A 24,119-nucleotide genomic window follows, 5' to 3' on the forward strand; every position below is an offset into this window, starting at 1 on the left:
CAACTCCTCATACCGACGGGGCAACGGTGCGACCGGCGGGACAGCGAGGCGAGCGCCACGCTGCGGGGTCACGCGGCGAAGGACGCCGAACTGCTGGTGCGCTGGCCGGGCAGCCCGTCGAACAGCCCGGCCGAGCCGCGGGGCCGCCACAGCGGCACCGGGCCCGCGCCGGGCACGGGGTCGAGCGCCAGCACTGCCGCCCGTTCCGCGGAGTCGAGCGCCCGCTGGACGACCATCGCGTTGGCCACGCTCTGGGCCACGCTGCCGACCGGTCGCACGCCGAACTGCACGGCGTCGGCGAAATCGGCGAGTTCCGCGCGGTAGCCGTTGTCGCTGCCGCGGAAGACCATCGTTTCGGTGGTGGCGTCGGCACTGCTGCGCGTCACGCGGCGTTCCGGCTCGGAGCCGGAAAGCACGAGCACGCCCTCGGTGCCGTAGAGCCGCATGTCGTTGGGTTCGGGCGGCACCGGGATCTCCGGGAAGGACGCGGTGTAGCTGCCGATGGCGCCTCCGGTGAAGACGAGGTTGAGCGTCAGGTCCGACGGTGCGTCGATCGTGCTGTTGGCCGTCTGCACGGCACCGTGCACCCGCGCGATGTCGCCGCAGAGCAACCGGATCTGGGCGATGTGGTGCACGCCGAAGTCGAGGTGCACGCCGCCGCGGTACTGCGGCCGGTGCCGCCACGGCGTGCCGGTGAACGCGCCCGCCCGGGGCACCGACCACGCGGCGTGCCGCCACGCCATCAGGTGCGGCCGGCCGATCGCGCCGCTGTCGAGCAACGCACGGGCGTAACGCAGGTCGTCGCGGTAGAAGTAGTTCTCACCGACCATGAAGGTGCGGTCCGGGTGCGCGGCCGCCAGGGCGAGGAAGGCCGCGGCCTGCTCCGCGTCGGCGCCGGCCGGCTTCTCGCAGAACACGTCCTTGCCCGCCGTGAGCGCGTCGCGCGCCACCTCGTACAGGTGCGGGATCGGCACCGAAACCAGCACGGCGTCGACGTCGTCACGGGCCAGCAACGCGGCCCGGTCTTCGGTGGCCAGGGCCGGATCGACCCCGCTGTAGCCGGCGAACCTCGCGCGCTGCCCGGCGGCGGAGTCGGTGAACGCGGTGACGGCGTACCGCTCGGCGAGCGTGCGCAAGGCCGGCCAGTGCAGCTTTTCCACCGCGAGCCCGGTGCCGATCAGCCCCAGCCGGATCGGCGGGATCCCCGGTGCTGCCATGCCTCGTCCGTCCTCGTCATCGGTTCCGGATTTCGGTCGTGCAGGGTGTTCAACGCCGCTTGGCGGCCCGCTTGCTTCGCTGTGCCTTTTCCGAGAGCAGTGTGGAGTGGTTGTTGCTCAGGTGTTCGCGCATCGCCGCGCGGGCCGCTTCGGGGTCGCGCGCCACGAGCGCCTCGTAGATCTCCGTGTGCTCGGCGGTGGCGCGGTGCAGCCCCGCCGGCGCCTCGTTGGTGACGCGCCGGCTGGCCGTGCCGAGCCAGCGGGCGGAGTACATGATCCGGTCGAGGATGCGGTTGTCGGCCGCCCGGCAGATCTCCATGTGGAACTCGTGGTCGACCTCGAGGTAGGCCTCGGGGTCGCCCTCGAGCGCCGCCATGCGGTCGATCTCGTCGCCGAGCCGGGCCAGCGTCTCGCCGCTGATCCCGGTGGCGGCCATCGCGGCCAGTTCGGGCTCGAGCAGCGCGCGCATCTGGTACAGCTCCTGCAGCAGCTCGTCGACGATCTCCGCGGGCAGCCACTCGATCAGCAGCGGGCTCAGGTAGTCCCACTCCGCGCGGGGGCGCACGACGACGCGGCGGCCCTGCGCGACGTCGACGATGTCCAGCGACGCAAGGATCTTGAGCGTCTCCCGCGCCACCACGCGGGACACCCCGAACTCCTGGGTGATGTCGAGCTCCGAAGGGGCCCGCCCGTCGTCGAACTCGCCGCCGACGATGCGCCGGGTCAGGTGGGCCGCCACCTGCACCGGAAGGGTCCGGACCTTGACAGCGTCCAGAGACTCTTGTCTCCTTTGCATGTCATCAGCTTATCGGACAAGTTGGACCTCGCGACAGTCCCATTCCCACCCGTTACCCGGTGGCAGGAGAGCAATGCGGATCGTGAACGTCACGACGGCGGTGGTGGCCTACCACGGTCAGGCCACGCTGGTGCGGATCGACACCGACGAAGGCCTCAGCGGGTTCGGCGAGGCCAATCCCGACGCCGGCGCGGGTGCCGTCGTCGGCATGATCGAGTCCCTGACGCCGTTGCTGATCGGCGAGGACCCGCGCAACGTCGAGCGGTGCTGGGAGAAACTGCGCCGCAGCAAGGTCTTCGCGGGCGCCCAGAGCGGGGTGTTCGTGATCGCCCTGTCCGGCATCGAGCTCGCGCTGTGGGACCTCGCGGGCAAGGCCGCGGGCCAGCCCGTGTACCGCTTGCTCGGCGGGAAGTTCCGCGACCGCATCCGGCTCTACGCCGACTGCGGCGACGGCGACGACCCGGCGGGCTCGGCCGCCGGGTGCGTCGACCGGGCCCAGCGGATGGTCGCCGAAGGTTTCACGGCCCTCAAGTTCGACATCGACAACCTGCGCCACCCGGCCAAGTTCGACGCCTTCAACCACACGGTCAACGCCGCCGAGCTGCGCTCGATGGTCGAGCGGGTGGCCGCCGTCCGGGACGCGATCGGCCCGGACGTCGACCTGGCCATCGACCTGCACGCCCGCTACGACGTCCCGAGCGCGTGCCGGATCGCGGGGGCACTCGAGCCGTTCCACCTGATGTGGCTCGAGGAGCCGCTGCCGGCGGAGAACGTCGACGCGCTGGTGCGGGTGCGCGAGCAGACCCGGACGCCGATTTGCGCGGGAGAAAACCTGTACCTGCGCTGGGGGTTCCGCGAGCTGCTCGACCGCGGCGCGGTGGACGTCATCGAGCCGGACGTGCCGAAGTGCGGCGGCCTCGCCGAGGCGAAGAAGATCGCCAACCTCGCCGAGCTGCACTACATCCCGTTCGCCCCGCACCTGGTGTCGACGCCGCTGGGCACGATGGCCACGTCGCACCAGTGCGCGGCGATCCCCAACTTCCTCGTGCAGGAATGGCACGCGCTCGAGGAGCGCCCGGTGTGGGACAGCTACGTCCACGCCCCCGACGGGAGCGGCTCGATCGTGAAGGACGGGTACATCACGGTTCCCGACGCGCCCGGCATCGGCGTGGAGCCGGACATGGACGGCGTCCGGGCCCACGCCGTCCCGGGTTACGGCGTCTTCGCGTAGCGGACGGACTCGATCAGCTGCCGGGCCGGTGCGCCGGATTCCGGCGACGAGCCCGGTCGGCGGCACCGATTCGGCGCACTGTCCACAAACGCCGGTCACGTCACCTTGACGACGACCTTCCCCGAGGCGTGCCCGTTCTCGACGGCGGCGAGCGCGGCCGGGGCGTCCGACAGCGGGTGGATCGCGCTGATCACCGGCGCCAGGACGCCGTCGAGCGCCAGGCGGGCCGTGCGCTCGAGGTTCTCGCGGTCGAGGCGGCGCTCGACGAACCGGCCGCCGAGCTCAGACACGGACTGGTCGCCCACCGCGATGACGGTGTGCGGGTCCCGGGCCAGCGGCGCGACCGCGCGCAGCGACGCGCCGCCGACCACGTCCACGATCCCGTCGAAGCCGCTCGGCACCAGCTCGCCGGCCGCGGTGACGACGTCCTGCGCGGTGTAGTCGACGAACCGCGCCCCGGTCGCCTCGGCCTGCTCGCGCTTGGCCGCGCTGCCGGTGCCGATCACGCGCAGCCCGCGCGCCGCGGCCAGCTGCGCGACCGCGAGGCCGACGCCGCCGCCGACGCCGTTGACCAGGATCGTCGCCCCGAGTGGGAGGCCGAGCTGGTCGAGCGCGTCCACGGCGGTCGTCCCGGCCACCGGCAGCGTCGCCGCCACGGTCGCGGACAGGCCCGCCGGGATGCGGGCGGTGTTCGGCGCGGACAGCACCGTCGTCTCGGCGTAGGTGCCGCCGCCGGTGAGCGCGAAGCCGAAGACCGCGTCGCCCACCGCGAACCCGTCGACCCCCTCCCCCAGCGCGAGCACGGTTCCCGCGGCCTCCATCCCCAGCACGAGGGGGAACGGGCGCCCGCCGTCGAGTCCGGGGACCAGGCCCGCGCGCAGGAGGTGGTCGAGCGGGTTCACCCCGGCGACGGCGACCCGGATCAGCACTTCACCGCGCCCGGGGACGGGATCGGGACGCTCGATCAGCTCCTGCACCTCGGGCCCGCCGTACCTGCCGAAGCCCCACGCCTGTCCCATTTCCGCTGCCTTCCGACGACCGGCCCGGCGGGTCCGGGCGCTGCGGCCATCGTCACCGCTCACACCGGTGTCAGGGGCAACCGGCTGAGGCGCGGGTCACAGCCTCAAGCCAGCTTCGCCTGGTGCCGGCTGTTGGCGTCGAGCAGGACGTCGAGCGCGTCGCGGGTCTCGCGCAGGCGGGCGATCTCGGCGTCGATCCGGTCGCGCTCGCGCTTCATCGTCGCGAACGCGAACTCGACGACGCCCGGGTCGCCGGGGGTCTCCACGCACGGCAGCACCGTCGCGATCACCCGGCTCGACAGGCCCGCGTCGAACAGCTGCCGGATCAGCGCCACGCGCTCGACCTCGGCGTCGGAATAGTGCCGCTGCCCGGCCTCGGAGCGGACGCTGGTCAGCAGGCCCTGCGCCTCGTAGTAGCGCAGGGAGCGCGCACTCGCGCCCGTGCGCCGGGACAGCTCGCCGATCCTCATGCTTCGACGTTACGCCCGGGCGACGAAGACCGCCTTGCCCGCCGGCGGGTCCAGGGTTCCGTCGTAGAGGAGCAGGGTGCACCGGAAGCCCGCGCTCGCCGCCGACCGGGAAGTCCCGGCGACGCTCGAGGACATCGTCGAGCGCGCCATCCGGTCGGCGCTCACCGCGGACGAGCTGCACTGCCGTGCCCGGTACCGGCAGTGGCCGGGAACGGCCGGTTGAACCGCGGCGGTGTGTAGGGCAGGTACCGGCCCGGCACGCCGTCCGCGGCCGTCGCCGAGCGGTTCGTCGCGGCCGGTGCGGTGTCGGGCCAGTGTCCCGTCCGCAGGCGGGTCAGCATGCGGTCGATGGCCGCCTGCTGCTCGCCGGTCGTGTAGGTGCAGTGCCCCGCGGTCCGGACGTAGGTCTGGCGGAGCAGCGACGCGTTGCCCGCCCGGCGGACCAAGGCGCCGTAGGACTGCTGCTGCGCCACCGTCGAGATCTGGTCGCCCGTGCCGTTGACCGTCAGCACCGGGATCCGCAGGTCGCCGGTGAACACGATGCCCCGCTCCAGGTAGCGGACGGCGGCAGGATCGGCGGACACCCGGGGTTCGGCGGCGAGCCGGCCGAGGTCGGCGCGCAGATCGAGGCCCGCGCGCTGGTACAGCCGCCGGACGGCGTTCTGCTGGCTCGGTTCCGCCATCGTGAGCTGGCGCGCGTAGTCGACACCCGTGTTCCACGACGGGTTCCCGCCCGCCAGCTGCTCGATCGCCCGGCGGCTGCTGACCGCCTGCCCGAGGTACGGCAGCGGGCCGCCCGCGAGGGCCAGGAACATCCCCCGCTCGACGCCGTCGACGTCGTGGCCGTCCGGGACCGGGGTCGGCGAGCCGTCGGCGGCCAGGCCCCAGCCCGGCAGCTGGCCGATCGCCGCCGCGAGCGCGATGCGCGCCTGGCCGGCCGGGGTCGCCTGCGCCGACGTCACCGCGGAAATCCACCGCTGCTGGGTGCCGGGGACGTCGGCGGGGATGCCGGTCGCCGGAAGGCCGGGGAACAGCAGCGTCTTGAGCGTGAAGACCGTGTCCAGCTTCTGGTTCCACTGCCCCACCGCGCCGCCGAGGCCGCCGCACATCGGGATGGCCGCGTCGAACCGGCCGGGGTGCACCTGGGCGACGCCGGCGGCGACCATGCCGCCCATCGAACGTCCTTCGGCGATCGCGTACCGCGGGTGGCCGAACGCGGATTCGAAGCGCCCCAGGGCTTCCGCCTGGTTGTCGATGGCCCGGGCGATGTTCCAGCCGGTGACCGTGCGGGTGGTGCCGCCCACCGCGTAGCCGCGCTCGACGAGGCTCGCGGTGAGCGCGCTCGTCAGCCCGCCCGCGGCGAAGTCGAGGTCCACCAGAACGGTTCCGTTCCACCGGGCGGGTTTCGCGAAGCTGTACGGCGTGCCGTCGGCCAGCTGCCCGCCGACGCACGTCGCCGTGCCCGCGCAGGGTTCCGCCGCGTGGGCGGTGGCCGGGAGGGAAGCGGCGAGGGCGACGGCCGCGGCCACCACCGTGATCCTGGTACTCATGCGGCTCCGGTCAGGTCAGGTCGTCGAGCCACGCGGTCATCCGCGCGGTCAGGTCGGCTCCCGTGCGGGCGTCGACGTTGTCGGCGGGCAGCTCCAGCACCGGGATGCCCGCCGCGCGCAGGGCGCGGGTGGTGAAGTAGCTGCCGCGCGGGTCGTCGGAGACGAGGTGCACCACCCCGTCGACGCCGTGGTGCCGCGCTTCCTTGACGTACCACTCCGCCGACCACGGCGGGGTGTAGAGCTGGTCGCCGAACGCGGCGAAGCGCGCGGCCAGCGCGCGCAGGGGGTCGTCGCCGTAACGCAGGTAGCCGTCGGCGGCGATGGCGAGGTACATCGACCACACGAAGACCGCGCCGTGCGACTCCTGGAACCGCCGGTAGAAGCCGAGGTCGAACCACAGCCCGCGGCCGACCCACATGAGCCGCAGCCGCTCGTCCGGGCACACCGCGACGCCGGCGTCGATCCGGTCGCGCACCTCGTCGTGGAACGCCCGCGCGGCGTCGCGTGCCCACTCCGTGCCGCGGTGCCACTGGGGCACCATGACGCTGGGGATGCCGTCGGTGACGGCGATCGGGCACGGCCGGGCGGCCGCGATCAGGTCGCGGGTGCGGCGGTTCCACTCCTGCTGCTCGTTGACCAGGTCCAGGACCTCGCGGAACCGGGTCTCGGAGAACACCCGGCCGGTGGTCTGCTCGAGGAACCGGATGAGCCCGGTCAGCTCGCCGGTCAGCAGGTCCAGGCGGTCGCTGCCGACGGCTTCTTCCCAGCGGTGCGGCATCAGCTCCCACCACCGCTCCGGGACCTCGTTCTCCGCCGCGCTTTCCAGCGGGTAGTAGGTGACGCCGGGTTGCGCGTCCCAGACGTCGAAGATCTTGCGGGACGCGTCGCCGGTCGTCTCGCCGAGCACGATCGACGGCGTCGGCAGGCCACCCCACGGCGCCTGATCGGGGTCGTCTTCGAACGCCGAGGCCAGTGAAGTGGCGCTGTACTGCTCGATGTAGTCGGGGTAGCCGCGCTCGCGCAGCAGGCCGAGGTAGCGCTGGGTCTGGCGTTTCGCCGCAACGATCGAGGCCCACCACTGGTTGACGACGTACGGGATGTCCATCGCCCGGAAGATCTCCTGGGGCGCGTCCGCGTTGACCAGCGCCAGCGGGCCGTCCGTTTCGCGCACCCGGGCGAACCACTCGCGCTGGTAGGCGGTCGCGGTGGTCGCCGACGCCAGCCGGGCGGTCATGCCGCCCTCGCCGGTGCCAGCGCGGCCAGCGCTTCCGCCGTCAGCTCGCCGTACGGCTGACGTTCGGCCAGGACCGCCCGGATCCCGGCCGCGGCCCGTTGCTCCGGGAAGTCCCACGGCGGCGCGTCGTCCTGCAACCGAACGTAGGAAAACAGGACCTCCGCCTCGCAGGCGCGGACCGCCGCGGCGGTGTGCGCGGCACGCTGCCGGATCGACGCGCGCGGGGCGGCGGGACCGCTGTACTGGTACCGCTCGGCCAGCGCGAGTTCCGTCGGCGCCGCACAGGTGCGGGCGAAGAGCAGCTCACCCCAGTCGTGGTCCTCCCCCACGACGAGGAAACCGTTGCGCTCCACCGTTTCGTACACCGCCGGGTGGTCGTGGGAACTGCCGGTGAGGAACAGCCGCACCCCGTCCACCTCCCGTGGCTCCGCGAGCACCCGATCGACGAGCGCGACGGCGTCGGTGACTGGCATGGCGGTGGTCGCGGCGACGGTTTCGAGGAACCGAGTGCCGCTCAGCCGGTTCGCCCGGCGCAGGGCGGCGAGTCGCCCGAGCGACCGGCGCAGGGTGTCGTGCGCGGTGATGGCCGCGGCGAGGTCGTCGTCGCCGATCGGGCGCCAGCGGCCCAGCCACTCGCGCAGCTGGGCGATCTTCGCGTGGACGTACCGGGTGGTCGTGTGGTGCGGCAGATGCAGGACGTCCACGAGCCGCACCGGCGGCAGCCCCAGCGCGGGCTCGATCCGGTGCAGCTCGCGCAGGGCGTAGAACAGCCGCAACGAGGCTTCGCAGTCGCGGGAGACGACGATGGCTTCGAGCGGGCCGTAGTCTTCGGTGAGGATGCGCGTCAGGATCGACCGGGCGACCGGGTCGACGCCGCGGCCGAGGTAGCGGTCGCCGAGCGTGCGGTCCTGGCCCGGTTTCCCGGTCAGGCGCAGCGGAAGCAGGCCTGCCGCGGTGATCAGCTCGACCGGGACGTCGGCACCGACGTACCCCACGGCGGTCAAATGACCGCCTCCGCGACCAGGTCCGCCAGCTGCTGTTCGGTGTAGCCGAGCAGCTCGCGGTAGACGTGCTCGTTGTGCTCCCCCAGCCCCGGCGCGGGCCGGTCGAGGGAGACGCGGGCGGCGGAGAACCGGATCGGCACGCCGGTCCCGGCCAGGTCGGCGACGTCGCCGTGGCGCGGGTGGCGCAGCGGCACGACCTCCTCCCGGGCCAGGACCAGCGGGTCCCGCACGGCCTCGCGCGGCTCCCGGACCTCGGCCGCGGGCACGCCCTCGGCGGTGAACGCGGCGAGGACCTCGGCCAGTGGCCGCACCCGGCACCACTCGCGGATGATCCCGTGCAGTTCGTCGGCCGCGCGGACGCGCTGGTCGCGGGTCCGGTAGCGGTCGTCCCCGGCCAGTTCCGGACGGCCGATCGCCCGCAGCACGCCGTGGGCGAAGGCGTCGGTCGGCGCGCACAGGGCGACGTAACCGTCCAGGGCCGGCAGGATCCCGAACGGCGCCAGCCGCGGCACCATCGACCCCGTGCGCTGCGGCAGGCCGACCGCGTCGAAGGCGTCGAAGGGCTCGCACGCGACCAGCGAGGTCAGTGCGCCGAGCATCGACACGTCGACCCGCTGACCCTCGCCGGTGTGCTCGGCCTGCAGCAACGCGGACACCGTGCCGACCACGGCGAACAGCGGGGCGAGGAGGTCGCCGATCGGCAGGCCGAACCGCACCGGGCCCTCGTCGGGCTCCCCGGCGGTCATCATCACGCCGCTGAGCGCCTGGATGATCGAGTCCATCGCCTTGCCCGACCCCGGGCCGCCCTGGGCGCCGAACCCGCTGATCGAGGTGTAGACGAGCCGCGGGTTGATCTCGCGGACGTGGTCGTAGGAGATGCCGAGCCGGTCGGTGACGCCCGGGCTGTAGTTCTCGACCAGGACGTCGGCGTCGCGGACCAGGTCGGTGAACACCGCCCGCGACCGCGGGTTCTTCAGGTCGAGGGTGACGCTGAGCTTGTTGCGGCCGCGCAGCAGCATCGACACCGACAGGTCGTCGTCGTGCCGCCGGGCGAGGTTGAGCCCGTCACGGCCGACGTAGGGCGCGTTGTTGCGGGACGAATCCCCGCCGGTGGCGGGGTTTTCGACCTTGATCACGGTCGCGCCGAGCCCGGCGAGCAGCAGGGTCGCGTACGGCCCGGCGAGCGCGGTGGTCAGGTCGATGACGGTGCGGCCGGCCAGGGGCTGGTCGGTCATGAAGGAACCCCCTCGGTGAGGTCGACGAGCACTTCGCCGCCGCGGGTGGTGAACCGGCCGTTGAGCCGGGCGCCGCGGGTGATGTCGTCGATGTAGTTCGTCACGGCTTCGCCCTCCGGGGTGCCGCCGACCGGGACCGGACGGCCCTGGTCGTCGATCCGGCACGGCACGAACCCGGCTTCGCGCAGCCCGGTCTCGTCGAAGCGGCAGAAGGCGATGGCGGTGTTGCGGCTTTCGGGGTGGAACGGGAAGAACGGCATGTCCGGGTCGGGTGCGAAGCCGTAGAGCTTCGTGCGCCGGTCCGCCCACGCCTGCAGCTCTTCCGCGCCGACCCCGGCACCCGGGGTGAGGGCGTGGGTGACGGTGACGAAGTTGCCGAGCCCGTGGAAGATCGGCCGTCCGCGGTGGACTTCGATGCCGCGCATGATGTGCGGGTGGTGGGAGAACACGGCGTCGGCACCGGCGTCGACCGCGGCGCGGGCGACCGGGCTCTCGTACATCGCGACGGTCACCGGGGTGTGCCCGACGCCCTTGTGCAGGGCCACGAGCACGACGTCGGCCTCGGCCCGCAGGCGGCGGACGTCGTCAGCCATCGCGTCCAGGCTGTCCGGGTCGGCGAAGGTGTAGATCTTCGGCGGCCCGCCCGGGCTGGCGTGGTCCAGCTCGTAGTGGGTCAAGACGTGCACGTAAGCGCAGCCGGGCTTGCGCGAGCCGGCCCAGGATTCACGCGGGCCGACGCAGTTGTAGGACAGCACGCCGATGCGCAGGCCGCCGCGTTCGACGATCGCCGGGCGCCGGGCGTGCGCGAGGTCCGGCCCGGTGCCGGCCGTCTCCATCCCCGCCGCGCGGGCGTAGGCGATGGTGTCGGCCAGTCCCCCGTCCCCGGCGTCGAGGGCGTGGTTGCCCGCCAGCGTGACGACGGCGAACCCCGCCTCGGCCACGGCTTTCAGCGCCGCCGGGTCCGCGGGCGGCGCGGGGACGTCGGTGCTGTGCTGGACGGCCGTGGTCGAATGCGGCACCTCGACGTGGCCGATCGCCAGGTCCATCGCCTTCAGCACCGGCGCGGCCGGGGCGAGGAAGAACTCGGGATCGGGCTCGTCCAGGATGAGGTCGCCGACGGCACCGACAGTGATCACGAGACACCCTCCTTTTCGGACAGATGACGGGACAGGAAGGCACGCAGCCGATCGGTCCGCGGCCGCGCGAACAGCTCGCCCGGCGGCCCTTCTTCGACGATCCGGCCCGCTTCCATGAACACGCACCGGTCGGCCACTTCACGCGCGAAGGTCATCTCGTGCGTGACGACGACCATCGTGGTCCCCGCCGCCGCGAGGTTCCGCAGCACCGCGAGGACTTCGTCGACCAGCTCGGGGTCGAGGGCGCTGGTCGGTTCGTCGAACAGCATGATCCGCGGCCGGACCAGGACCGCCCGGGCGATGGCGACGCGCTGCTGCTGCCCGCCCGAGAGCTGCCGCGGATAGTGCCCTTCGCGGCCCGCCAAACCGATGCGCTCCAGCAGTTCCCGCGCCTCCCGCTCCACAGTGGACTGATCGCGCCCGTGGACGCGGACCGCCGCGTCCGTGACATTGCGCAGCACGGTGAACTGCGGGAACAGGTTGAACTGCTGGAAGACCATGCTCATCCGGCGGCGCTGGGCGGCGATCCGCCGTTCGGTCAGCGGCCGCAACCCGGCCGGGGACCGCCGGTGGCCGAGCAGTTCGCCGTCGAGGTACATCGCGCCGCCGTCGATCGGCTCCAGCTGGTGGGCACAGCGGACGAGCGTCGACTTCCCGGACCCGGACGGCCCGATGACGACGACCACCTCGCCCTCGTGCACGTCGAGGCTGACGCCGTCGAGCGCGTGCACCGGCCCGAACTCCTTGCGGACGTCGCTGATCCGCAGCACCGGCGCGGTCATCGGACGTCCCGGTGGCCGCGGGAGAACCGGCGTTCCAGCCGGCGCTGCCCGGCGGTCAGGACGGTGACGACGACCAGGTACCAGAAGCAGGCGACCAGCAGCATCGGCACGATCTCGTAGGTGCGGTTGTAGATCACCTGCACCGAGTGCAGCAGGTCCGACATCGCGATGACCGACACGAGCGCGGTTCCCTTGAGCACGTTGATGAACTGGCTGCCCGCGGGCGGGATGATCACGCGCATCGCCTGCGGCAGCACGATCCGCAGCAGGGTCTGCCCCGGCGGGTAGCCCATCGCGCGGGCCGCGTCACGCTGGCCGGGGTCCACTGAGGACACCCCGGCGCGGAAGATCTCCGCCAGGTAGGCCGATTCCACGAGCGACAGGCCGATCACCGCGGCGGTCAGCGGCGTGATGACGCTGTTGGCGTCCCAGGTGCCGAACACCGGGCCGAACGGGATGCCGAGCGACAGCCTGGGCAGCAGGTAGGCGAGGTTGAACCAGAAGATCAGCTGCACCAGCGGCGGGATGCCGCGGAACAGCCCGACCCACAGCGTCGCCACCCAGCGGGCGGGCCCGAACCCGCTCAGCTGCATCGCCGCGACGACCCCGCCGACCAGCGACCCCAGCACCATCGCCGCGACCGCCAGCAGCACCGTGGTGCCCAGCCCGGCCATGACGCTCTTCTCGAAGAGGTACTTCGCGACGACGTCCCACTGGAACCTGGAGTTGCCGGCCAGGAAGACGACCAGCTGGGCGAGCACCACGGCCAGCACGAACACGAACAGCCAGCGCAGCGGGCGGAACCGGCCGCGAGCCGAGGCGACGTCGTCGGGCGCGGCCGTCGTTTCCTCCACTGTGGACATCGTGGTCATTTCGCCGACGCCGCGTCGAAGACCGGCTGCGGGACCGTGACGTCGTCGAGGCCCCACTGGTGCATGATCCGCGTGTACGTGCCGTTGCGGAACAGCTCCTCGAAGGCCTTCTGCAGCACCGGGCCGAGCTTGCCGGCCTTCGGGGTGTACAGCGCGAGGTTGTCCTTCGTGGCGCCCTGTTCCTCGGTCTGCGTCACGTACTCGTACTGACCCTTCTGCTGGGTGGTCACGTCGATCGCGGCCGCCTGGGTCATCCCGGCGGCGTCGGCCCGGCCGGACTTCGCGGCCAGCAGGGTCGCGTTGGTGTCGTCGAGCCCGACCACCTGCACGGCCGGCTTCTTCGCGCCTTCGCAGAACTTGGACAGCTTGCCGAGCTGGTCCTCCACGACGCTCGCGGTGACGACCGCGACGCGCTTGCCGCACAGGTCGGCGGCCTGCTTGACGCCGGCGGCGGAGCCTTCGGGAATCACGTAGGAGGTCCGGGTGGTCATCCACGTGACGGTGTCGAACTGCTTCTCGCGTTCGGCGGTGGCCTTGACCGGCCCGTTGAAGGCTTCGTAGCGGCCGCTGAGCATGCCCTGCAACGCGGCCGGCAGCCCGCTGACGATGGTGGTTTCCGTGCGCACGCCCAGGAGCTGGCCGAGCGCCTGCTGGAAGTCGTGGTCGATGCCGGTGACGGTCTTGCCGTCCGGGCCGACGGTCCGGTACGGCGGGTGGGAGTCACCGGCGAACCGGAGGACGCCCGCGTCCTTGACCGCCTGCGGCAGCTGGTCGTGCAGCGCCGCGTCGGTGGTCAGGGCGGCGGCGGTGGGGGCGGCGGCCGGCCCGTCGTCGACCGTGCACCCGGCCAGGACGAGCCCGGCGGCGGCCACGGCGAGCGAGCTTCGACGCCATTGACGAAGAGAGGAACCCATGTCGTTTTCTTCCTGAGGAAGGCCGTCCGAGGGGCGGCGCGGGAACCCGGAGGATCAATTGGTTGCTATCTGGGCGCCGATCGTCGCATGATGTGTCGCGTGATTCAACCCCTCGCTCCGGCCGGCCGGACCGCACTGCCACGATGGACACCCGCGGCGGACCGGCCGCCGGGACCGACCCCGGAAGAGACAGGCGCGCGATGACGGCGACACCCTCGGGGCCCCTGCCGCGCTCCCAGCAGGGAGCCGAGCCCCAGCTGCTGCTGACGTCCCTGCTCGGCGACTTCTGGTACTGGCGCGACGAGCACATCCCGTCGGCCGCCCTGGTGGAACTGCTCGGCGAGTTCGACATCAGCCCGGCGAGCGCACGGGCCGCGATCCGGCGGCTGGCCGCCCGCGGCCTGCTCACCGTGTCGCGCAGCGGGCGGACGACGGCCTACGGCATCCCCGCGCGCACGTCCGAGGTGATCATCGAGCGCACGCACCGGATGCTCACCTTCGGCGCGACCGCGCCCGACTGGGACGGGCAGTGGACCGTGGTCACCTTTTCCGTGCCGGAACAGGACCGCGGGCTGCGCACGGCCCTGCGGTCACGGCTGCGGGTCCTGCGGTTCGCCGCGCTCTACGACGGGGTGTGGGTCAGCCCGCACGACCTCGCCGGCCCCGCCCTCACCGCACTGCGCGAGCTGGACCTCCGCAGCGCGACGGTCTTCCGCGCCACCGAGGTCCCCGGCTCGGCCCCGGCGGTCACGGCGTTCGACCTCGGACCGCTCGCCGCGGAGTACGAGCAGTTCGTCGAGCGCTACGAACAGGTGCTCTCCGGCTTGGCCGCGGGGCTGATCAGCCCGGCGCAGGCGTTGCGCACCCGCACCGAGCTGCGCGTGGACTGGCGCCGGTTTCCCGAGACCGACCCCGACCTGCCCGCCGAGCTGCTGCCGGCCGACTGGGCGCGCGACCGGGCCCAGAAGATCTTCCTGCAGATCTACGACCGGCTCGGCCCGCTGGCCGAGCTGCGGTTTCGGCAGGTACTGGCCGCCACCGACCCCGAGCTGGCCGAGCTGGCCACCCACCACGACTCGGTGAAGGTGGCCGCGCTGTTCGCCGGCCTGGGCGACCGCCACCCGGCCGGCGACACGCCGTTCGAGCAGGCCGCCGACGCACGCCGCCTGGACGACGCGCGCCGCCGGTGAGCGGCACTTTCCGGGCCGGGCGCACGGAAACCTGCCTGGATTCGTGCGGCGCTCCCGCTGTCCTGAACCCGGTCGACGTCCGGTGAAGCGGCGTCACGACGCCGATCGGGGTGCGCGCCCGCCGGCGGAGGCGAGCGCGGACAGCACCGACTGGTGAGTGATCCACCCGGCCAGCCGGTGTTCGCCGGCCAGCACCGGCAGGCCGGTGCCCGGCGCGTTGGCCAGCGCGTCGAGCGCGTCGGCGAGCGTGGTTCCCGCGGTCACCAACGGCGGCAGCTCGGCCAGTTCGCCGACGTCGCCTTCGTGGTCGCCGGCGAGTGCTTCGGCGACCGCGCGAGCCGTGACGCAGCCCTGGTAGCAGCCGTCGTCGTCGACCACCGGCAGGATGCCGTGCCCGGACACGGCCAGCTCGTGCGCGGCCCGGGCGAGCGTCGTCGAGGCCGCCAGGGGCTCGGGCAGCGGCTCGCCGGCCTCCGCGACCGTGCGCCGGGCCAGCTGCCGGGCTTCCGGCCCCTGGTCCAGGTCGACCCCGCGGCGGCGCAGCTTCAGCGTGTAGATCGTGTCGCGCGAGAGCGCCCGGCTGGTGGCCGTGGCGATCACGATCGCGGTCAGCATCGGCAGGATGATCGTGTACTGGCCGGTCAGCTCGAACAGCACGATGACCGCGGTGATCGGCGCGCGGGCCGCTCCGGCGAAGGCCGCGCCCATGCCGATCAGGCCGTAGACCCCGGGCGACGCGGTCACCGACGGGAGCCACGCGTGGACCACGATCCCGAACGCCGCCCCGGCCATGGCCCCGATGAACAGCGAGGGCGCGAAGACCCCGCCGGACCCGCCGATCCCGATGGTCAGGCTGGTCGCGACGATCTTCCCGGCGAGCAGGAGCAGCAGGAACCCGAGGACGTACTTGCCTTCGACGGCGTTCTGCAGAACGGGATAGCCGACGCCGTACATCTGCGGCAGGAGCAGCAGCAGCCCGCCGAGGAAGATCCCGCCGACGGCCGGGCGCAGCCACTCCGGGCCGCGCCAGAGCCGGTCGCAGACGTCCTCGATCACGTACAGCACCCGGGTGAACAGCACCCCGCAGGCCCCGACCGCGACGCCGAGCACGACGAACAGCAGGTATTCGACCGGGTTCCGCAGGGTGAACGGCGGCAGCGTCAGGAACGGGACATCACCGAAGGCGGCGCGCCCGACCACGCTGGCCGTGACGCTGGCCAGCACCACCGCACCGAACGACTCGGCCGCGAAGTCGCGCAGGATCAGCTCCATCGCGAAGAACGGCCCCGCCAGCGGGGCGTTGAACGTCGCCGCGATCCCGCCGGCGGCACCACAGGCCACGAGCACGCGCAGCCGCGACTCGGGCAGCCTCGCCGCCCGGCCCAGCGTCGAGCCGAGCGCGGAGCCGATCTGCACGATCGGGCCCTCCCGCCCGACCGAACCGCCGGAGCCGATGGTCAGCGCCGACGCCAGGGCCTTCACGGCGCTGACCTGCACCGGGATCCGCCCGCCCCGCTCGGCGACCGCGTACATCACCTCCGGCACCCCGTGCCCCCGCGCCTCGGGCGCGAACCTGTGCACCAGCGGCCCGTAGACCAGGCCGGCGACCACCGGGGCCAGCAGCAGGAACCACGGCCCGAGCGCGGGGAACCACGGGTGCGCGACCCGCCCGGCCGCGGCGTAGTCCGCTTGGCCGGAAAAGAGGTGGGTGAACGTGGTGATCAGCCACCGGAACACGATCGCGCCGAGCCCGGCACCCGCACCGATCACCACGGCGAGACCGACCAGGCCGGACCGGCTCTCCCGCAGCCACCGTCCGACCGGCTGCCGCACGGGCACCGCGATCCGACGGCCGGACAAGTCATCTTTAGCCAGGCTCATGATTGCATTATGCAACACTTGCCGCACGAACCGCTCGGCAGCCGGCCCAGGATCGGGACATGAGCAAGTGGATCCGGCTGGTCCGGGCCCAGCGCCTACACGATCGACTGGCGGTTCAGTTCCCTGCGGCTGATCAACGCGCACCTCGACTACGAAACGCACTTCCCGCCGGAGTACCCCGCCCAGCACACCGCGGGCCTGCGGCTGCTGCGAGTCGCGTCGGCGGCTCGGGAGCAGCACGGCCGCGAGGCGATCGGCCCGCTGTACGCGGCTTTCGGCGCGCGCGTCTTCGAAGCCGGCCCCGACGAGGGCAAGACTCCCGGCTGGCAAGGCACTCCCGATCTTGCCGCCGACGCCGGCCTCCCGGTTTCGCTCGCGGACGCGCTGGACGACGACCGCCGCGACGCCGAGATCCAGGCCGAGTCCGACGAGGCGCTTTCCTTGACCGGCAAGGACGTCGGCACGCCGGTCATCCACTTCGAACCGCCGGCGTCACGGCGCAGGAGCCGGGCGCGACCGATGACTGGCACGCCGGGGAGCCGCCGGCTCGGGAAATAGGCCTCAGTCCTTCTTCAGCGAGAGCGGTCAGGACCGGCGAGACCAGGCGCCCGCGTCAGTGGTGTAGCGGACGAGCAGCCGCGCGAACTGCACACGTTCCTCCGGGGACCAAGCGGCGGTGATCTCCTCGAACGCCGCGCGCTGCTCCGCGGCGAACCGGGTTCGCTCGGCCTCGCCGCGCTCGGTGAGCTCGAGGACCGTCCGGCGGCCGTCGGCCTGGGAGGCCGCCCGCCGCAGCAGGCCGTCGGCGATGCAGGCCGCGACCGTCCGGCTGGCCACCGGCTGCACCACGCCCATATCCGCGGCGAGCCCCCCGACCGTCATCTCGCCCGGCGCGTCGGCGATCACGTTGAGCACCAGGTTGCGGGACAAGTCGCGGTTCGACGCCGGCGTGCGCCGGCGCAGCCGTGACAGCGCCGGGCCGATCTGGTCCAGCAGGGGCTCTCCGGCGGAACTGCTCACGCCGGGGAGCGTAGTACTCCCGGCAATTGCATACCAGTGGAGAACTCCATAGCATTAGGTATGTAACCGCGAACGAGAAAGCGAGGCCGCCATGGCCACCACCGCCATCACCGGCGCCCGGGTCTTCGACGGGGAGAAGCCCCTGGGCGTGCGCACCGTCGTCCTCGACGGCCGGAAGATCCGCCAGGTCGGCGGCGACGTGCCCGAGGGCGCCGAAGTCGTCGACGGCCGCGGCGCGACCCTGCTGCCCGGCCTGATCGACGCGCACGTCCACTCCGCGCCCGGCTCCCTGGCGCTGGCGCTGCGGTTCGGCGTCACCACCGAGCTGGAGATGCAGGGCATGAACACCCGCGAGAACCGGGCGCACATCGCCGCGGACGACACGGTGGCCGACGTCCGGTCCTCCGGCTTCGCCATCACACCGCCGGGTGGGCACCCGAGCGAGCTGATGCCCGAAGGGTTCCGGCCGGCCGGCGAGCTGCCACCGGTGATGCCGCTGATGCCGTTCTCCACCACCCCTGAGCAGGCAGCCGCGTTCGTCCCGCAGCTCCTGGCGCGGGGCTCCGACTACGTCAAGTTCATGATCGACGACGGCAGCGTCGAAGGGCATCCCGGGCTGCCGATGCTCGACCAGGCCACGCTCGACGCGGGCGTCGCCGCGGCCAAGGAGCACGGCGCTCTCACCGTCGCGCACACGCTGACCCTCGACGCCACCCGGATGGCCGCCCGAGCCGGCATCGACGGCGTCGTCCACGTCTTCATGGACCGGCCGCACACCACGGAGATCATCGACCTGATCGCCGAGGCGGACATGTTCGTCGTGCCGTGCGTCTGCCTCGACGCGTCCATGACGGGCATCACCGGCAGCGCCCTCGCCGACGACCCCCGGGTGGCCCGCCGCCTCGACGACAAGTGGGACAAAACCCTGCGGTCCAGCTACAACCGCTACCCGCAGGGCAGCCTCGACGACGTCCTGGCCACCGTGCGGGCGCTGGCCGCCGCGGGCGTGGACATCCTGGCCGGCACCGACGCCGCCATGCCGGAAACCTTCTTCGGCGGCCTCGCCCACGGCGCCAGCCTCCACCAGGAACTGCAGTACCTCGTGGCCGCCGGCCTCACGCCCGCCCAAGCCCTGCGCGCCGCCACCGCGACGACGGCCCGCCGCTTCGGCCTCGGCGACCGCGGCCGCATCGCCGAGGGACTTCGCGCGGATCTCCTGCTCGTCGACGGCGACCCGACGACGGACATCGGCGACACCCTGAACACCCGGGCGATCTGGCGGCGCGGCACCCGGCTCGCGCACGCCTGACGGCGCCGATCAGCGGGTGGCGTCCTCGGCCTGGTCGAGGATCGACCGGGCGAGCAACGCGAACACGAGGTCGTGGCCGGGTTTCTGGAGGTACCAGTAAAGCTCTCCGGCGAGGCCCGCCGGCGTGAAGCGGAGCCGTTGGCACAGGCGCGTTCCGGTGCCGGCGGGCTCGGCGCGCAGGGTCAGCTCGGCGTCGCCGGGCAGCCGCATCTCGGCCGCCAGGACCAGTTCGCGGCGGGTGTCGTCGCGGCGGCGGACCGTCCAGAAGTCCAGCACGTCCCCCGGCTCGGGCCGCCGCGCGCGGCCGCGGTAGAGCCCGGCCCCGCCGAGCACGTGGTCCAGCGCGCCGCGCAGGGCCCACGCGAGCGCGGGCGGGAACCGTCCGCCGGCGCCGCCCAGGTGGGTGATCACGTCCCAGACCCGGCCGGGCGCGGCCCGGGTGTGGCGGATGTGCTCGCCCACGTGGGCTCGACCTCGGGGAGCGGGCGGCGCCGGTGCGCCCAGCGCGGCGCGCAGGGCGTTGTCGAGGCTGGTCGGTCCCCCCGGCGGTGGCGGCAGGACCGCGTCGACGGGGGTGTCGAGGGGCAGCAGGTCGTGGTCGAGCGAGGCGAACAGCGGCGCGGCCACGGACGCGGGGACCGGCGAGCCCCACCCGGCCACCACCGCGGCGACCGGGTGCGACCACAGCGGCGCCGGCACCGTCAGCGCCCCGGGCCGGCGCAGGATGCGCGCGCACCGGCGCACGAGGTCGTCGTAGCTGATCAGTTCGGGCCCGCTGAGGTCGAACCGGCCACGCACGGGAGCGCTGCCGGCGGCGGCGCACAGGTAGTGCCGGACGTCGGCGAGCGCCACCGGGCGGCTGCGGCGCGCGGTCCACCGCGGCCGCGGGCGGATCGGAAGCCGGGCCGTGCGCGCCAGCAGTTCGAGGCCGGCCGACCCGCTGCCGACGATCATCGACGCCTGCACCACGAGGGCCGGGACCGCGCCGGCGAGGAGCACGTCGGCGACCTCGGACCGCGAGGCCAGGTGCGGCGACGTCGCGGCGGCCGGGCGCGGGCCCCCGAGGTGGACGAGCTGCCGGACGCCGGACGCGGCGGCCGACTCGGCGACGCGTTCGGCGATCACGCGGTCGCGGCCGGCGAAGTCGCGTTCTCGCAGGGAGTGCACCAGGTGGTAGACCACGTCCGCCTCGGCCAGCACGTCCGCCAGCGCGGCCCGGTCGGCCGCGTCCCCGCGCGTCACCTCGACGGGCCCGGGGAAGCGGTGGTCCGAGCGGGCCAGCACCCGCACCGGGTGACCGGCGGCGACGAGGTCGGCCACGAGGGTGGTACCGACGAACCCGGTGGCGCCCAGCACCGCGCACCGCCGTTCGCCCGCCATCCGGGACCACCTTCCGCATCGACGCAGGGTCGATGCAAACGTAAGGCGCTCCCGCGTCCGGTGCCGACTGGGCGGTCGGCAGCCGCTCGTGAAGGTGACTTCTTGACGGGTAGATGTGCAGGTAGACTGGGCATCCGACCGGGCGGGCGCCCGCCCGGGTCTGCATCGCATCTGGAGCGCGTATGGCGACGATCGCACCATCGGGTCTCTCGGCGGTGCGCGCGCAGGTGCGGGACGCCCTCTTCGCGCGGATCGCCGGCCCGGACGGCCCCCGCAACCGCGCGCGCATCCACGACCGCCCCGGGCCGCGCTGGTTCGAGCCGGACAGCCCGATCCGGCAGGTGCACGGGGACACCGCGATGTTCGTCGGCGGGCTGCGCGCCCTGCTCCTGCAGTCCCTGCACCCGCTGGCGATGGCCGCGGTGGCCGCGCACTCCGGGTACCGCGGCGACCCGTGGGGGCGGCTGCAGCGCACCAGCACCTTCCTCGCCGTCACGACGTTCGGCACGGCCGAGGACGCCGAGGAAGCCGTCTCGACGGTCCGGAGCGTGCACGCCCGGGTGGCCGGGACCGCCCCGGACGGGCGGCCGTACCGGGCCTCCGATCCGCACCTGCTGACCTGGGTGCACATCGCCGAGGTCGACAGCTTCCTGCGCGCCCACCAGCGCTACGGCGCCCACCCCCTCGACGACGGCGGAGGGGACCGCTACGTCGCCGAAACCGCGGTCATCGCCCGCCGGCTCGGTGTGCCCGAACCACCGGTGACGCGGGCCGAACTCGACGACGCGCTCGCCGCGTACCGCCCGGAGCTGCGAGGCACCGCCGACGCGCGGCAGGCGGCCCGGTTCCTGCTGCTGACCCCGCCGATCCCGTGGCCCGCACGGGTGCCCTACGCCGTGCTGGCCGCTTCGGCGGTCGGAATGCTGCCGGCGTGGACGCGGCCGCAGCTGCGTGTGCCCTACGCCCCGTTGGCGGAGGCGACAGCGGTCCGCCTGGCCGGACGCACGCTGGTCAAAGGGGTGCGCTGGGCGATGACGGCGCCCCTGCGCGACGAGGCCGCGTAACCGCCCGGTGGCCGCTCAGTCGTCGCGCTCGGCTTCGCCGGCGCGCTCGCGGTTGCGCTCCTGCCGCTCCCGCTCACGCCGGCTGTAGGTCGCCCGGCGGACGCGGTCCTCGTCTTCGACGCTCGACCCCACCGCCCCGGCGACGATGCCCACGGAAGTCGCCAGCCACACCAGCTTCAGGTACGAAGCCGGCCCGGCCGGATGGCCGAGAGTCTGCCCGAAGTACGTGCCTTCGACCAGGACGATCGACGCCACCAGCGCCAGCCCGAAGAGGACGGCGTACATGCACGCCACGCCGATCGACAACGTCAGCGCGGTCGACGCGTTGTACAACACCGCTTTCCGCCGGTCGAGGTGCCCGGACGGCGAGTCCCACAGGTGGTTGTGCACCATCAGCCAGCCCGCCATGACCACGATCGCCAGCACCGTGATCCCCGCCAGCCGCAGCGTGGGCAGTGCTTCGGCGAGCTTCCAGAACGAGGTCGTGATGATGCCGTAGGCGGCGGTGGCCGCCGCGGCCGCGGTCGCTCCGGCGAGGTTGGGCACCAGCCGCCACGGCCGGTTGTCCCGGATCATCCCGGCCAGCAACCGCACCCGGCCCCGCACACCCACCAGAGCCAGGTGCTCGTCGGCGGTGCCGCGGCCGTGGATGTGCCGCGTCGGCGCCACCAGGTCCCGCAGCCGGTCGAAGATCCCCCGCGGTGGATCGGCCTCCCTCGCCGCGCGACGCGCCACCAGGTGCCGGACCAGGTGGACGATCAGCCGGCGCGCCCGCTTGCGCAGGCGCAGGGCGCCCAGCGCGGGCAAGGACACCATCGCCACGCCGTGGTCGACGTTGTAGTCCGACGCGATCGGGACCGTCCCGGCTCGCCGCGGGAGGTCCGTGATCAGCACCAGCAGGTCCCAGCCGTGTTCGGCCCGGCGCTCCCGCGCCAGGGAAAGCATGGGAATGTCCCCCTCCGCCGTGAGCGGAAGGGCCTGCGTGTCGTGCTCGACGTGCCACGTCGTCTCGTCGCCGATGTCGCGGGCCAGGCGATCGGGCAGGCCGTCCGCGATTCTCCCGGCGACCTGCCTGGGCAACCCGTCATCGGTCAGCAGCCCCACCACGAGGGCCTCCGGCGCACGCTGGGTGGTCATGCTCGAGCCTTTCCTCGGGTCTTCGCGGGACGAAGCTCCCGGGTTCCCGGCGCGGCCAGCGGCAAACGCCGGGCGTTTGCCGCCCGGAAGACCGGGTACCGACCATCCATGACCGCAAAGGACGATGCGACGACCGAGGACGCTCTGCGCGCCGAAGAGTTCGACCGCGCCGCGGTGGGGGCGGTCCTCGCGGCCGGTGACTGGGCCGGGTGGGACGACCTGCTCGAGTGGCTGCGCGCCGAAGGCCCGGGCGTACCGGACCTGTCCCCCGGTGCGCTGCGCGGCATCCGGCAGGACGCCGAACGGGCCTGCGCCACGGGGTTCCCCTTCCCCCACGACCCGGACCACCTCTACGCCATCCTCCGCGGCCAGCACCTCGCGCGGGCACACGACTGACTTCGTCCCGGGGTAGCGCGATCGGGTGACACAGCCGCGGGCCACTTCCCTCTCGTGCTACACCAGGTTCGCCGGGGACAGGTAGTACGGGTTCTCGAGCAGCACGCCGCACATCAGCACCTGCGGGTGCGTCTTGAGCAGGTCGAGCACGATGTTCTCGCGGTACCGCGAGATGTCGTACATGCACAGGATCGCCTGGGGGTAGCGGCTGGTGAAGTCGTTCAACGCGGCCTCGTACCGGAACAGCTCGGTCAGCCCGGGCAGCTGCGGGTGCCACCAGCGCGCCTCCGCGCCGAGCCGGACGAACGGGTAGCCCGCGGCCATCGCGGCGGACACGGCCTCGTCCCAGAACGCGATGATCCGGTCCACGGTGAACTCCTCCGGCGACAGCAGCGTGTCGCTCGCGGCGCGGATGTCCAGTTGCGCCGAGTCGACGCGGGCGTCGATGTCGTCGACGTCCTCGCCGAGCCGGTCGACGAACCCGGCGGCCTCGTCCTCGTGCACGCCGAACAGGCACTTTTCGCCGGCGCGCAAGCCTTCGCCCAGGAAGGGCAGGAGCACGCGGTCGCGATCTTCGTCGCCCACGTACAGCGCGCAGATGTGCTGCCCGGGCTCGATGACGACGCCGGGGGTGCCGAACTTCCGGGAACCGGTCATGACGGGATCCTCCGTTCGAGGTCGGGGTGGTGGTCGGTTTCCTTCGCTGGGTGGTAGTAGGGGTTTTCGACGAGCATCCCGCCCATCCAGAACTTCGGGTGCGCCTTGATCAACGGGACGATCAGGTCGCCGCCGAACAGGTCCAGGTCGTAGAAGCACAGGACGACCTGCGGGAAGCTTTCCCCCCACCCGGTCACCGCGGCCTCTTCGGCGAGGAGCGCGCCGATCAGCGCGGAGCTCAGCCGGGGCGCGGCCCAGCCCATGTCGCCCACGATGCGCCCGAACGGCCGGTCACCGGTGCCGAGCTTGCGCCGCGACCAGCCGTCCAGCATCGCGAAGAGCGCGTCGGGGGCGAACTCACCGTTCCGCAGATGGCCGGTCTCCGGCTCGGTCAGCACGAGGTCGCCCACGCCGGGCAGCCGGTCGCGGAAGTCCTCCCGCTCGCCCTCGGCGGCCAGGTAGAGCACCGCGTCCCCCGCCAGCAGGCCCTCGGCGAGGAACGGAACCAGCAGGCGGTCCCGGTCGGCCCTCCCCCGGTGGAAGACGCACAGGTGGTCACCGGGCGCCAGCGCGACCCCGCCGAGGGTCACCTCGCGATCGGTCCGCTCCGTCCGGTCCATCGTCA

At 73.1% G+C, this 24,119-nt stretch carries 25 protein-coding genes; 6 read left to right on the top strand and 19 right to left on the bottom strand.

What is annotated here, in order from left to right; translation table 11 throughout:
- Positions 1 to 68: 68 nt before the first annotated feature.
- Both ACWEN0_RS40080 and ACWEN0_RS40085 read right to left on the bottom strand, forming a co-directional pair.
- Positions 69 to 1,217, bottom strand: a complete 1,149-nt coding sequence (locus ACWEN0_RS40080) for a Gfo/Idh/MocA family protein (protein ID WP_451985507.1) — start codon at positions 1,215 to 1,217, stop codon at positions 69 to 71.
- 49 nt (positions 1,218 to 1,266) lie between these two features.
- Positions 1,267 to 2,013 carry a FadR/GntR family transcriptional regulator gene (locus ACWEN0_RS40085; RefSeq protein ID WP_451985509.1) on the bottom strand — a complete coding sequence of 249 codons (747 nt, stop codon included), beginning with the start codon at positions 2,011 to 2,013 and terminating at the stop codon, positions 1,267 to 1,269.
- Positions 2,014 to 2,086: 73 nt separating this feature from the next.
- Here ACWEN0_RS40085 and ACWEN0_RS40090 point away from each other — a divergent pair, with 73 nt between their 5' ends.
- The gene (locus ACWEN0_RS40090; protein ID WP_451985511.1) at positions 2,087 to 3,244 is read left to right on the top strand and encodes a mandelate racemase/muconate lactonizing enzyme family protein; all 1,158 of its coding nucleotides are present in this window, start codon (positions 2,087 to 2,089) and stop codon (positions 3,242 to 3,244) included.
- Between the two features lie 95 nt (positions 3,245 to 3,339).
- On the opposite strand, the gene ACWEN0_RS40095 is transcribed toward ACWEN0_RS40090, so the two are convergent.
- The 11 genes from ACWEN0_RS40095 to ACWEN0_RS40145 form a co-directional block, all read right to left on the bottom strand.
- Positions 3,340 to 4,263: an NADP-dependent oxidoreductase gene (locus tag ACWEN0_RS40095; RefSeq protein WP_451985513.1), complete on the bottom strand. Its 924-nt coding sequence runs from the start codon at positions 4,261 to 4,263 to the stop codon at positions 3,340 to 3,342.
- A gap of 104 nt (positions 4,264 to 4,367) precedes the next feature.
- Positions 4,368 to 4,733 carry a MerR family transcriptional regulator gene (locus tag ACWEN0_RS40100; RefSeq protein ID WP_451985515.1) on the bottom strand — a complete coding sequence of 122 codons (366 nt, stop codon included), beginning with the start codon at positions 4,731 to 4,733 and terminating at the stop codon, positions 4,368 to 4,370.
- A 9-nt stretch (positions 4,734 to 4,742) separates the two neighbouring features.
- Positions 4,743 to 4,898 (bottom strand): hypothetical protein, encoded by a 156-nt coding sequence (locus ACWEN0_RS40105; RefSeq protein WP_451985517.1) that lies wholly within the window; start codon positions 4,896 to 4,898, stop codon positions 4,743 to 4,745.
- Positions 4,895 to 6,283, bottom strand: a complete 1,389-nt coding sequence (locus tag ACWEN0_RS40110) for a DUF6351 family protein (RefSeq protein WP_451985519.1) — start codon at positions 6,281 to 6,283, stop codon at positions 4,895 to 4,897. Before ACWEN0_RS40110 ends, ACWEN0_RS40105 begins: the two co-directional genes overlap by 4 nt.
- A gap of 10 nt (positions 6,284 to 6,293) precedes the next feature.
- Positions 6,294 to 7,517, bottom strand: coding sequence for a 2-hydroxyacyl-CoA dehydratase (locus ACWEN0_RS40115; RefSeq protein ID WP_451985521.1), 1,224 nt, complete (start codon positions 7,515 to 7,517; stop codon positions 6,294 to 6,296).
- The gene (locus ACWEN0_RS40120) at positions 7,514 to 8,512 is read right to left on the bottom strand and encodes a 2-hydroxyacyl-CoA dehydratase (protein ID WP_451985700.1); all 999 of its coding nucleotides are present in this window, start codon (positions 8,510 to 8,512) and stop codon (positions 7,514 to 7,516) included. Before ACWEN0_RS40120 ends, ACWEN0_RS40115 begins: the two co-directional genes overlap by 4 nt.
- 5 nt (positions 8,513 to 8,517) lie before the next feature.
- The gene (locus tag ACWEN0_RS40125; protein ID WP_451985523.1) at positions 8,518 to 9,756 is read right to left on the bottom strand and encodes a CaiB/BaiF CoA transferase family protein; all 1,239 of its coding nucleotides are present in this window, start codon (positions 9,754 to 9,756) and stop codon (positions 8,518 to 8,520) included.
- A complete protein-coding gene (locus tag ACWEN0_RS40130) occupies positions 9,753 to 10,892 on the bottom strand; it encodes a CapA family protein (RefSeq protein ID WP_451985525.1) in 1,140 nt (379 codons plus the stop codon). The genes ACWEN0_RS40125 and ACWEN0_RS40130 overlap by 4 nt, the downstream gene beginning before the upstream one ends.
- A complete protein-coding gene (locus ACWEN0_RS40135; protein WP_451985527.1) occupies positions 10,889 to 11,674 on the bottom strand; it encodes an amino acid ABC transporter ATP-binding protein in 786 nt (261 codons plus the stop codon). Before ACWEN0_RS40135 ends, ACWEN0_RS40130 begins: the two co-directional genes overlap by 4 nt.
- The gene (locus ACWEN0_RS40140) at positions 11,671 to 12,546 is read right to left on the bottom strand and encodes an amino acid ABC transporter permease (protein WP_451985529.1); all 876 of its coding nucleotides are present in this window, start codon (positions 12,544 to 12,546) and stop codon (positions 11,671 to 11,673) included. Before ACWEN0_RS40140 ends, ACWEN0_RS40135 begins: the two co-directional genes overlap by 4 nt.
- Complete coding sequence (locus ACWEN0_RS40145; RefSeq protein ID WP_451985531.1) at positions 12,543 to 13,418, bottom strand: transporter substrate-binding domain-containing protein; 876 nt, start codon at positions 13,416 to 13,418, stop codon at positions 12,543 to 12,545. Before ACWEN0_RS40145 ends, ACWEN0_RS40140 begins: the two co-directional genes overlap by 4 nt.
- Positions 13,419 to 13,660: 242 nt before the next feature.
- On the opposite strand from ACWEN0_RS40145, the gene ACWEN0_RS40150 reads away from it, so the two are divergent.
- Positions 13,661 to 14,650: a PaaX family transcriptional regulator gene (locus ACWEN0_RS40150; protein WP_451985533.1), complete on the top strand. Its 990-nt coding sequence runs from the start codon at positions 13,661 to 13,663 to the stop codon at positions 14,648 to 14,650.
- A 93-nt stretch (positions 14,651 to 14,743) separates the two neighbouring features.
- Here the strand turns inward: ACWEN0_RS40150 and ACWEN0_RS40155 are convergent, their stop codons facing one another.
- Positions 14,744 to 16,531, bottom strand: a complete 1,788-nt coding sequence (locus ACWEN0_RS40155; RefSeq protein ID WP_451985535.1) for a chloride channel protein — start codon at positions 16,529 to 16,531, stop codon at positions 14,744 to 14,746.
- A gap of 132 nt (positions 16,532 to 16,663) precedes the next feature.
- Between ACWEN0_RS40155 and ACWEN0_RS40160 the strand changes: the two genes are divergently transcribed.
- On the top strand, positions 16,664 to 17,089 hold the full coding sequence (locus tag ACWEN0_RS40160) for a mycothiol-dependent nitroreductase Rv2466c family protein (RefSeq protein WP_451985702.1): 426 nt from the start codon (positions 16,664 to 16,666) through the stop codon (positions 17,087 to 17,089).
- Positions 17,090 to 17,116: 27 nt separating this feature from the next.
- Here the strand turns inward: ACWEN0_RS40160 and ACWEN0_RS40165 are convergent, their stop codons facing one another.
- Positions 17,117 to 17,551: a MarR family winged helix-turn-helix transcriptional regulator gene (locus tag ACWEN0_RS40165; protein ID WP_451985537.1), complete on the bottom strand. Its 435-nt coding sequence runs from the start codon at positions 17,549 to 17,551 to the stop codon at positions 17,117 to 17,119.
- A gap of 91 nt (positions 17,552 to 17,642) precedes the next feature.
- Between ACWEN0_RS40165 and ACWEN0_RS40170 the strand changes: the two genes are divergently transcribed.
- A complete protein-coding gene (locus ACWEN0_RS40170) occupies positions 17,643 to 18,860 on the top strand; it encodes an amidohydrolase family protein (protein ID WP_451985539.1) in 1,218 nt (405 codons plus the stop codon).
- A 9-nt stretch (positions 18,861 to 18,869) separates the two neighbouring features.
- On the opposite strand, the gene ACWEN0_RS40175 is transcribed toward ACWEN0_RS40170, so the two are convergent.
- Positions 18,870 to 20,240 (bottom strand): DUF2867 domain-containing protein, encoded by a 1,371-nt coding sequence (locus ACWEN0_RS40175; protein ID WP_451985541.1) that lies wholly within the window; start codon positions 20,238 to 20,240, stop codon positions 18,870 to 18,872.
- Between the two features lie 182 nt (positions 20,241 to 20,422).
- On the opposite strand from ACWEN0_RS40175, the gene ACWEN0_RS40180 reads away from it, so the two are divergent.
- On the top strand, positions 20,423 to 21,304 hold the full coding sequence (locus tag ACWEN0_RS40180) for an oxygenase MpaB family protein (RefSeq protein WP_451985543.1): 882 nt from the start codon (positions 20,423 to 20,425) through the stop codon (positions 21,302 to 21,304).
- Between the two features lie 15 nt (positions 21,305 to 21,319).
- Here ACWEN0_RS40180 and ACWEN0_RS40185 read toward each other — a convergent pair whose 3' ends face one another.
- Positions 21,320 to 22,441 (bottom strand): hypothetical protein, encoded by a 1,122-nt coding sequence (locus tag ACWEN0_RS40185; RefSeq protein ID WP_451985545.1) that lies wholly within the window; start codon positions 22,439 to 22,441, stop codon positions 21,320 to 21,322.
- Positions 22,442 to 22,549: 108 nt separating this feature from the next.
- On the opposite strand from ACWEN0_RS40185, the gene ACWEN0_RS40190 reads away from it, so the two are divergent.
- Positions 22,550 to 22,837: a hypothetical protein gene (locus tag ACWEN0_RS40190; RefSeq protein WP_451985547.1), complete on the top strand. Its 288-nt coding sequence runs from the start codon at positions 22,550 to 22,552 to the stop codon at positions 22,835 to 22,837.
- Between the two features lie 57 nt (positions 22,838 to 22,894).
- Here the strand turns inward: ACWEN0_RS40190 and ACWEN0_RS40195 are convergent, their stop codons facing one another.
- Together ACWEN0_RS40195 and ACWEN0_RS40200 are read right to left on the bottom strand one after the other, a co-directional pair.
- Positions 22,895 to 23,494, bottom strand: coding sequence for an MEDS domain-containing protein (locus ACWEN0_RS40195; protein WP_451985549.1), 600 nt, complete (start codon positions 23,492 to 23,494; stop codon positions 22,895 to 22,897).
- Positions 23,491 to 24,114 carry an MEDS domain-containing protein gene (locus tag ACWEN0_RS40200; RefSeq protein WP_451985551.1) on the bottom strand — a complete coding sequence of 208 codons (624 nt, stop codon included), beginning with the start codon at positions 24,112 to 24,114 and terminating at the stop codon, positions 23,491 to 23,493. The genes ACWEN0_RS40195 and ACWEN0_RS40200 overlap by 4 nt, the downstream gene beginning before the upstream one ends.
- Between the last annotated feature and the right edge of the window lie 5 nt (positions 24,115 to 24,119).

The organism is Amycolatopsis sp. NPDC004378 (assembly GCF_053602455.1).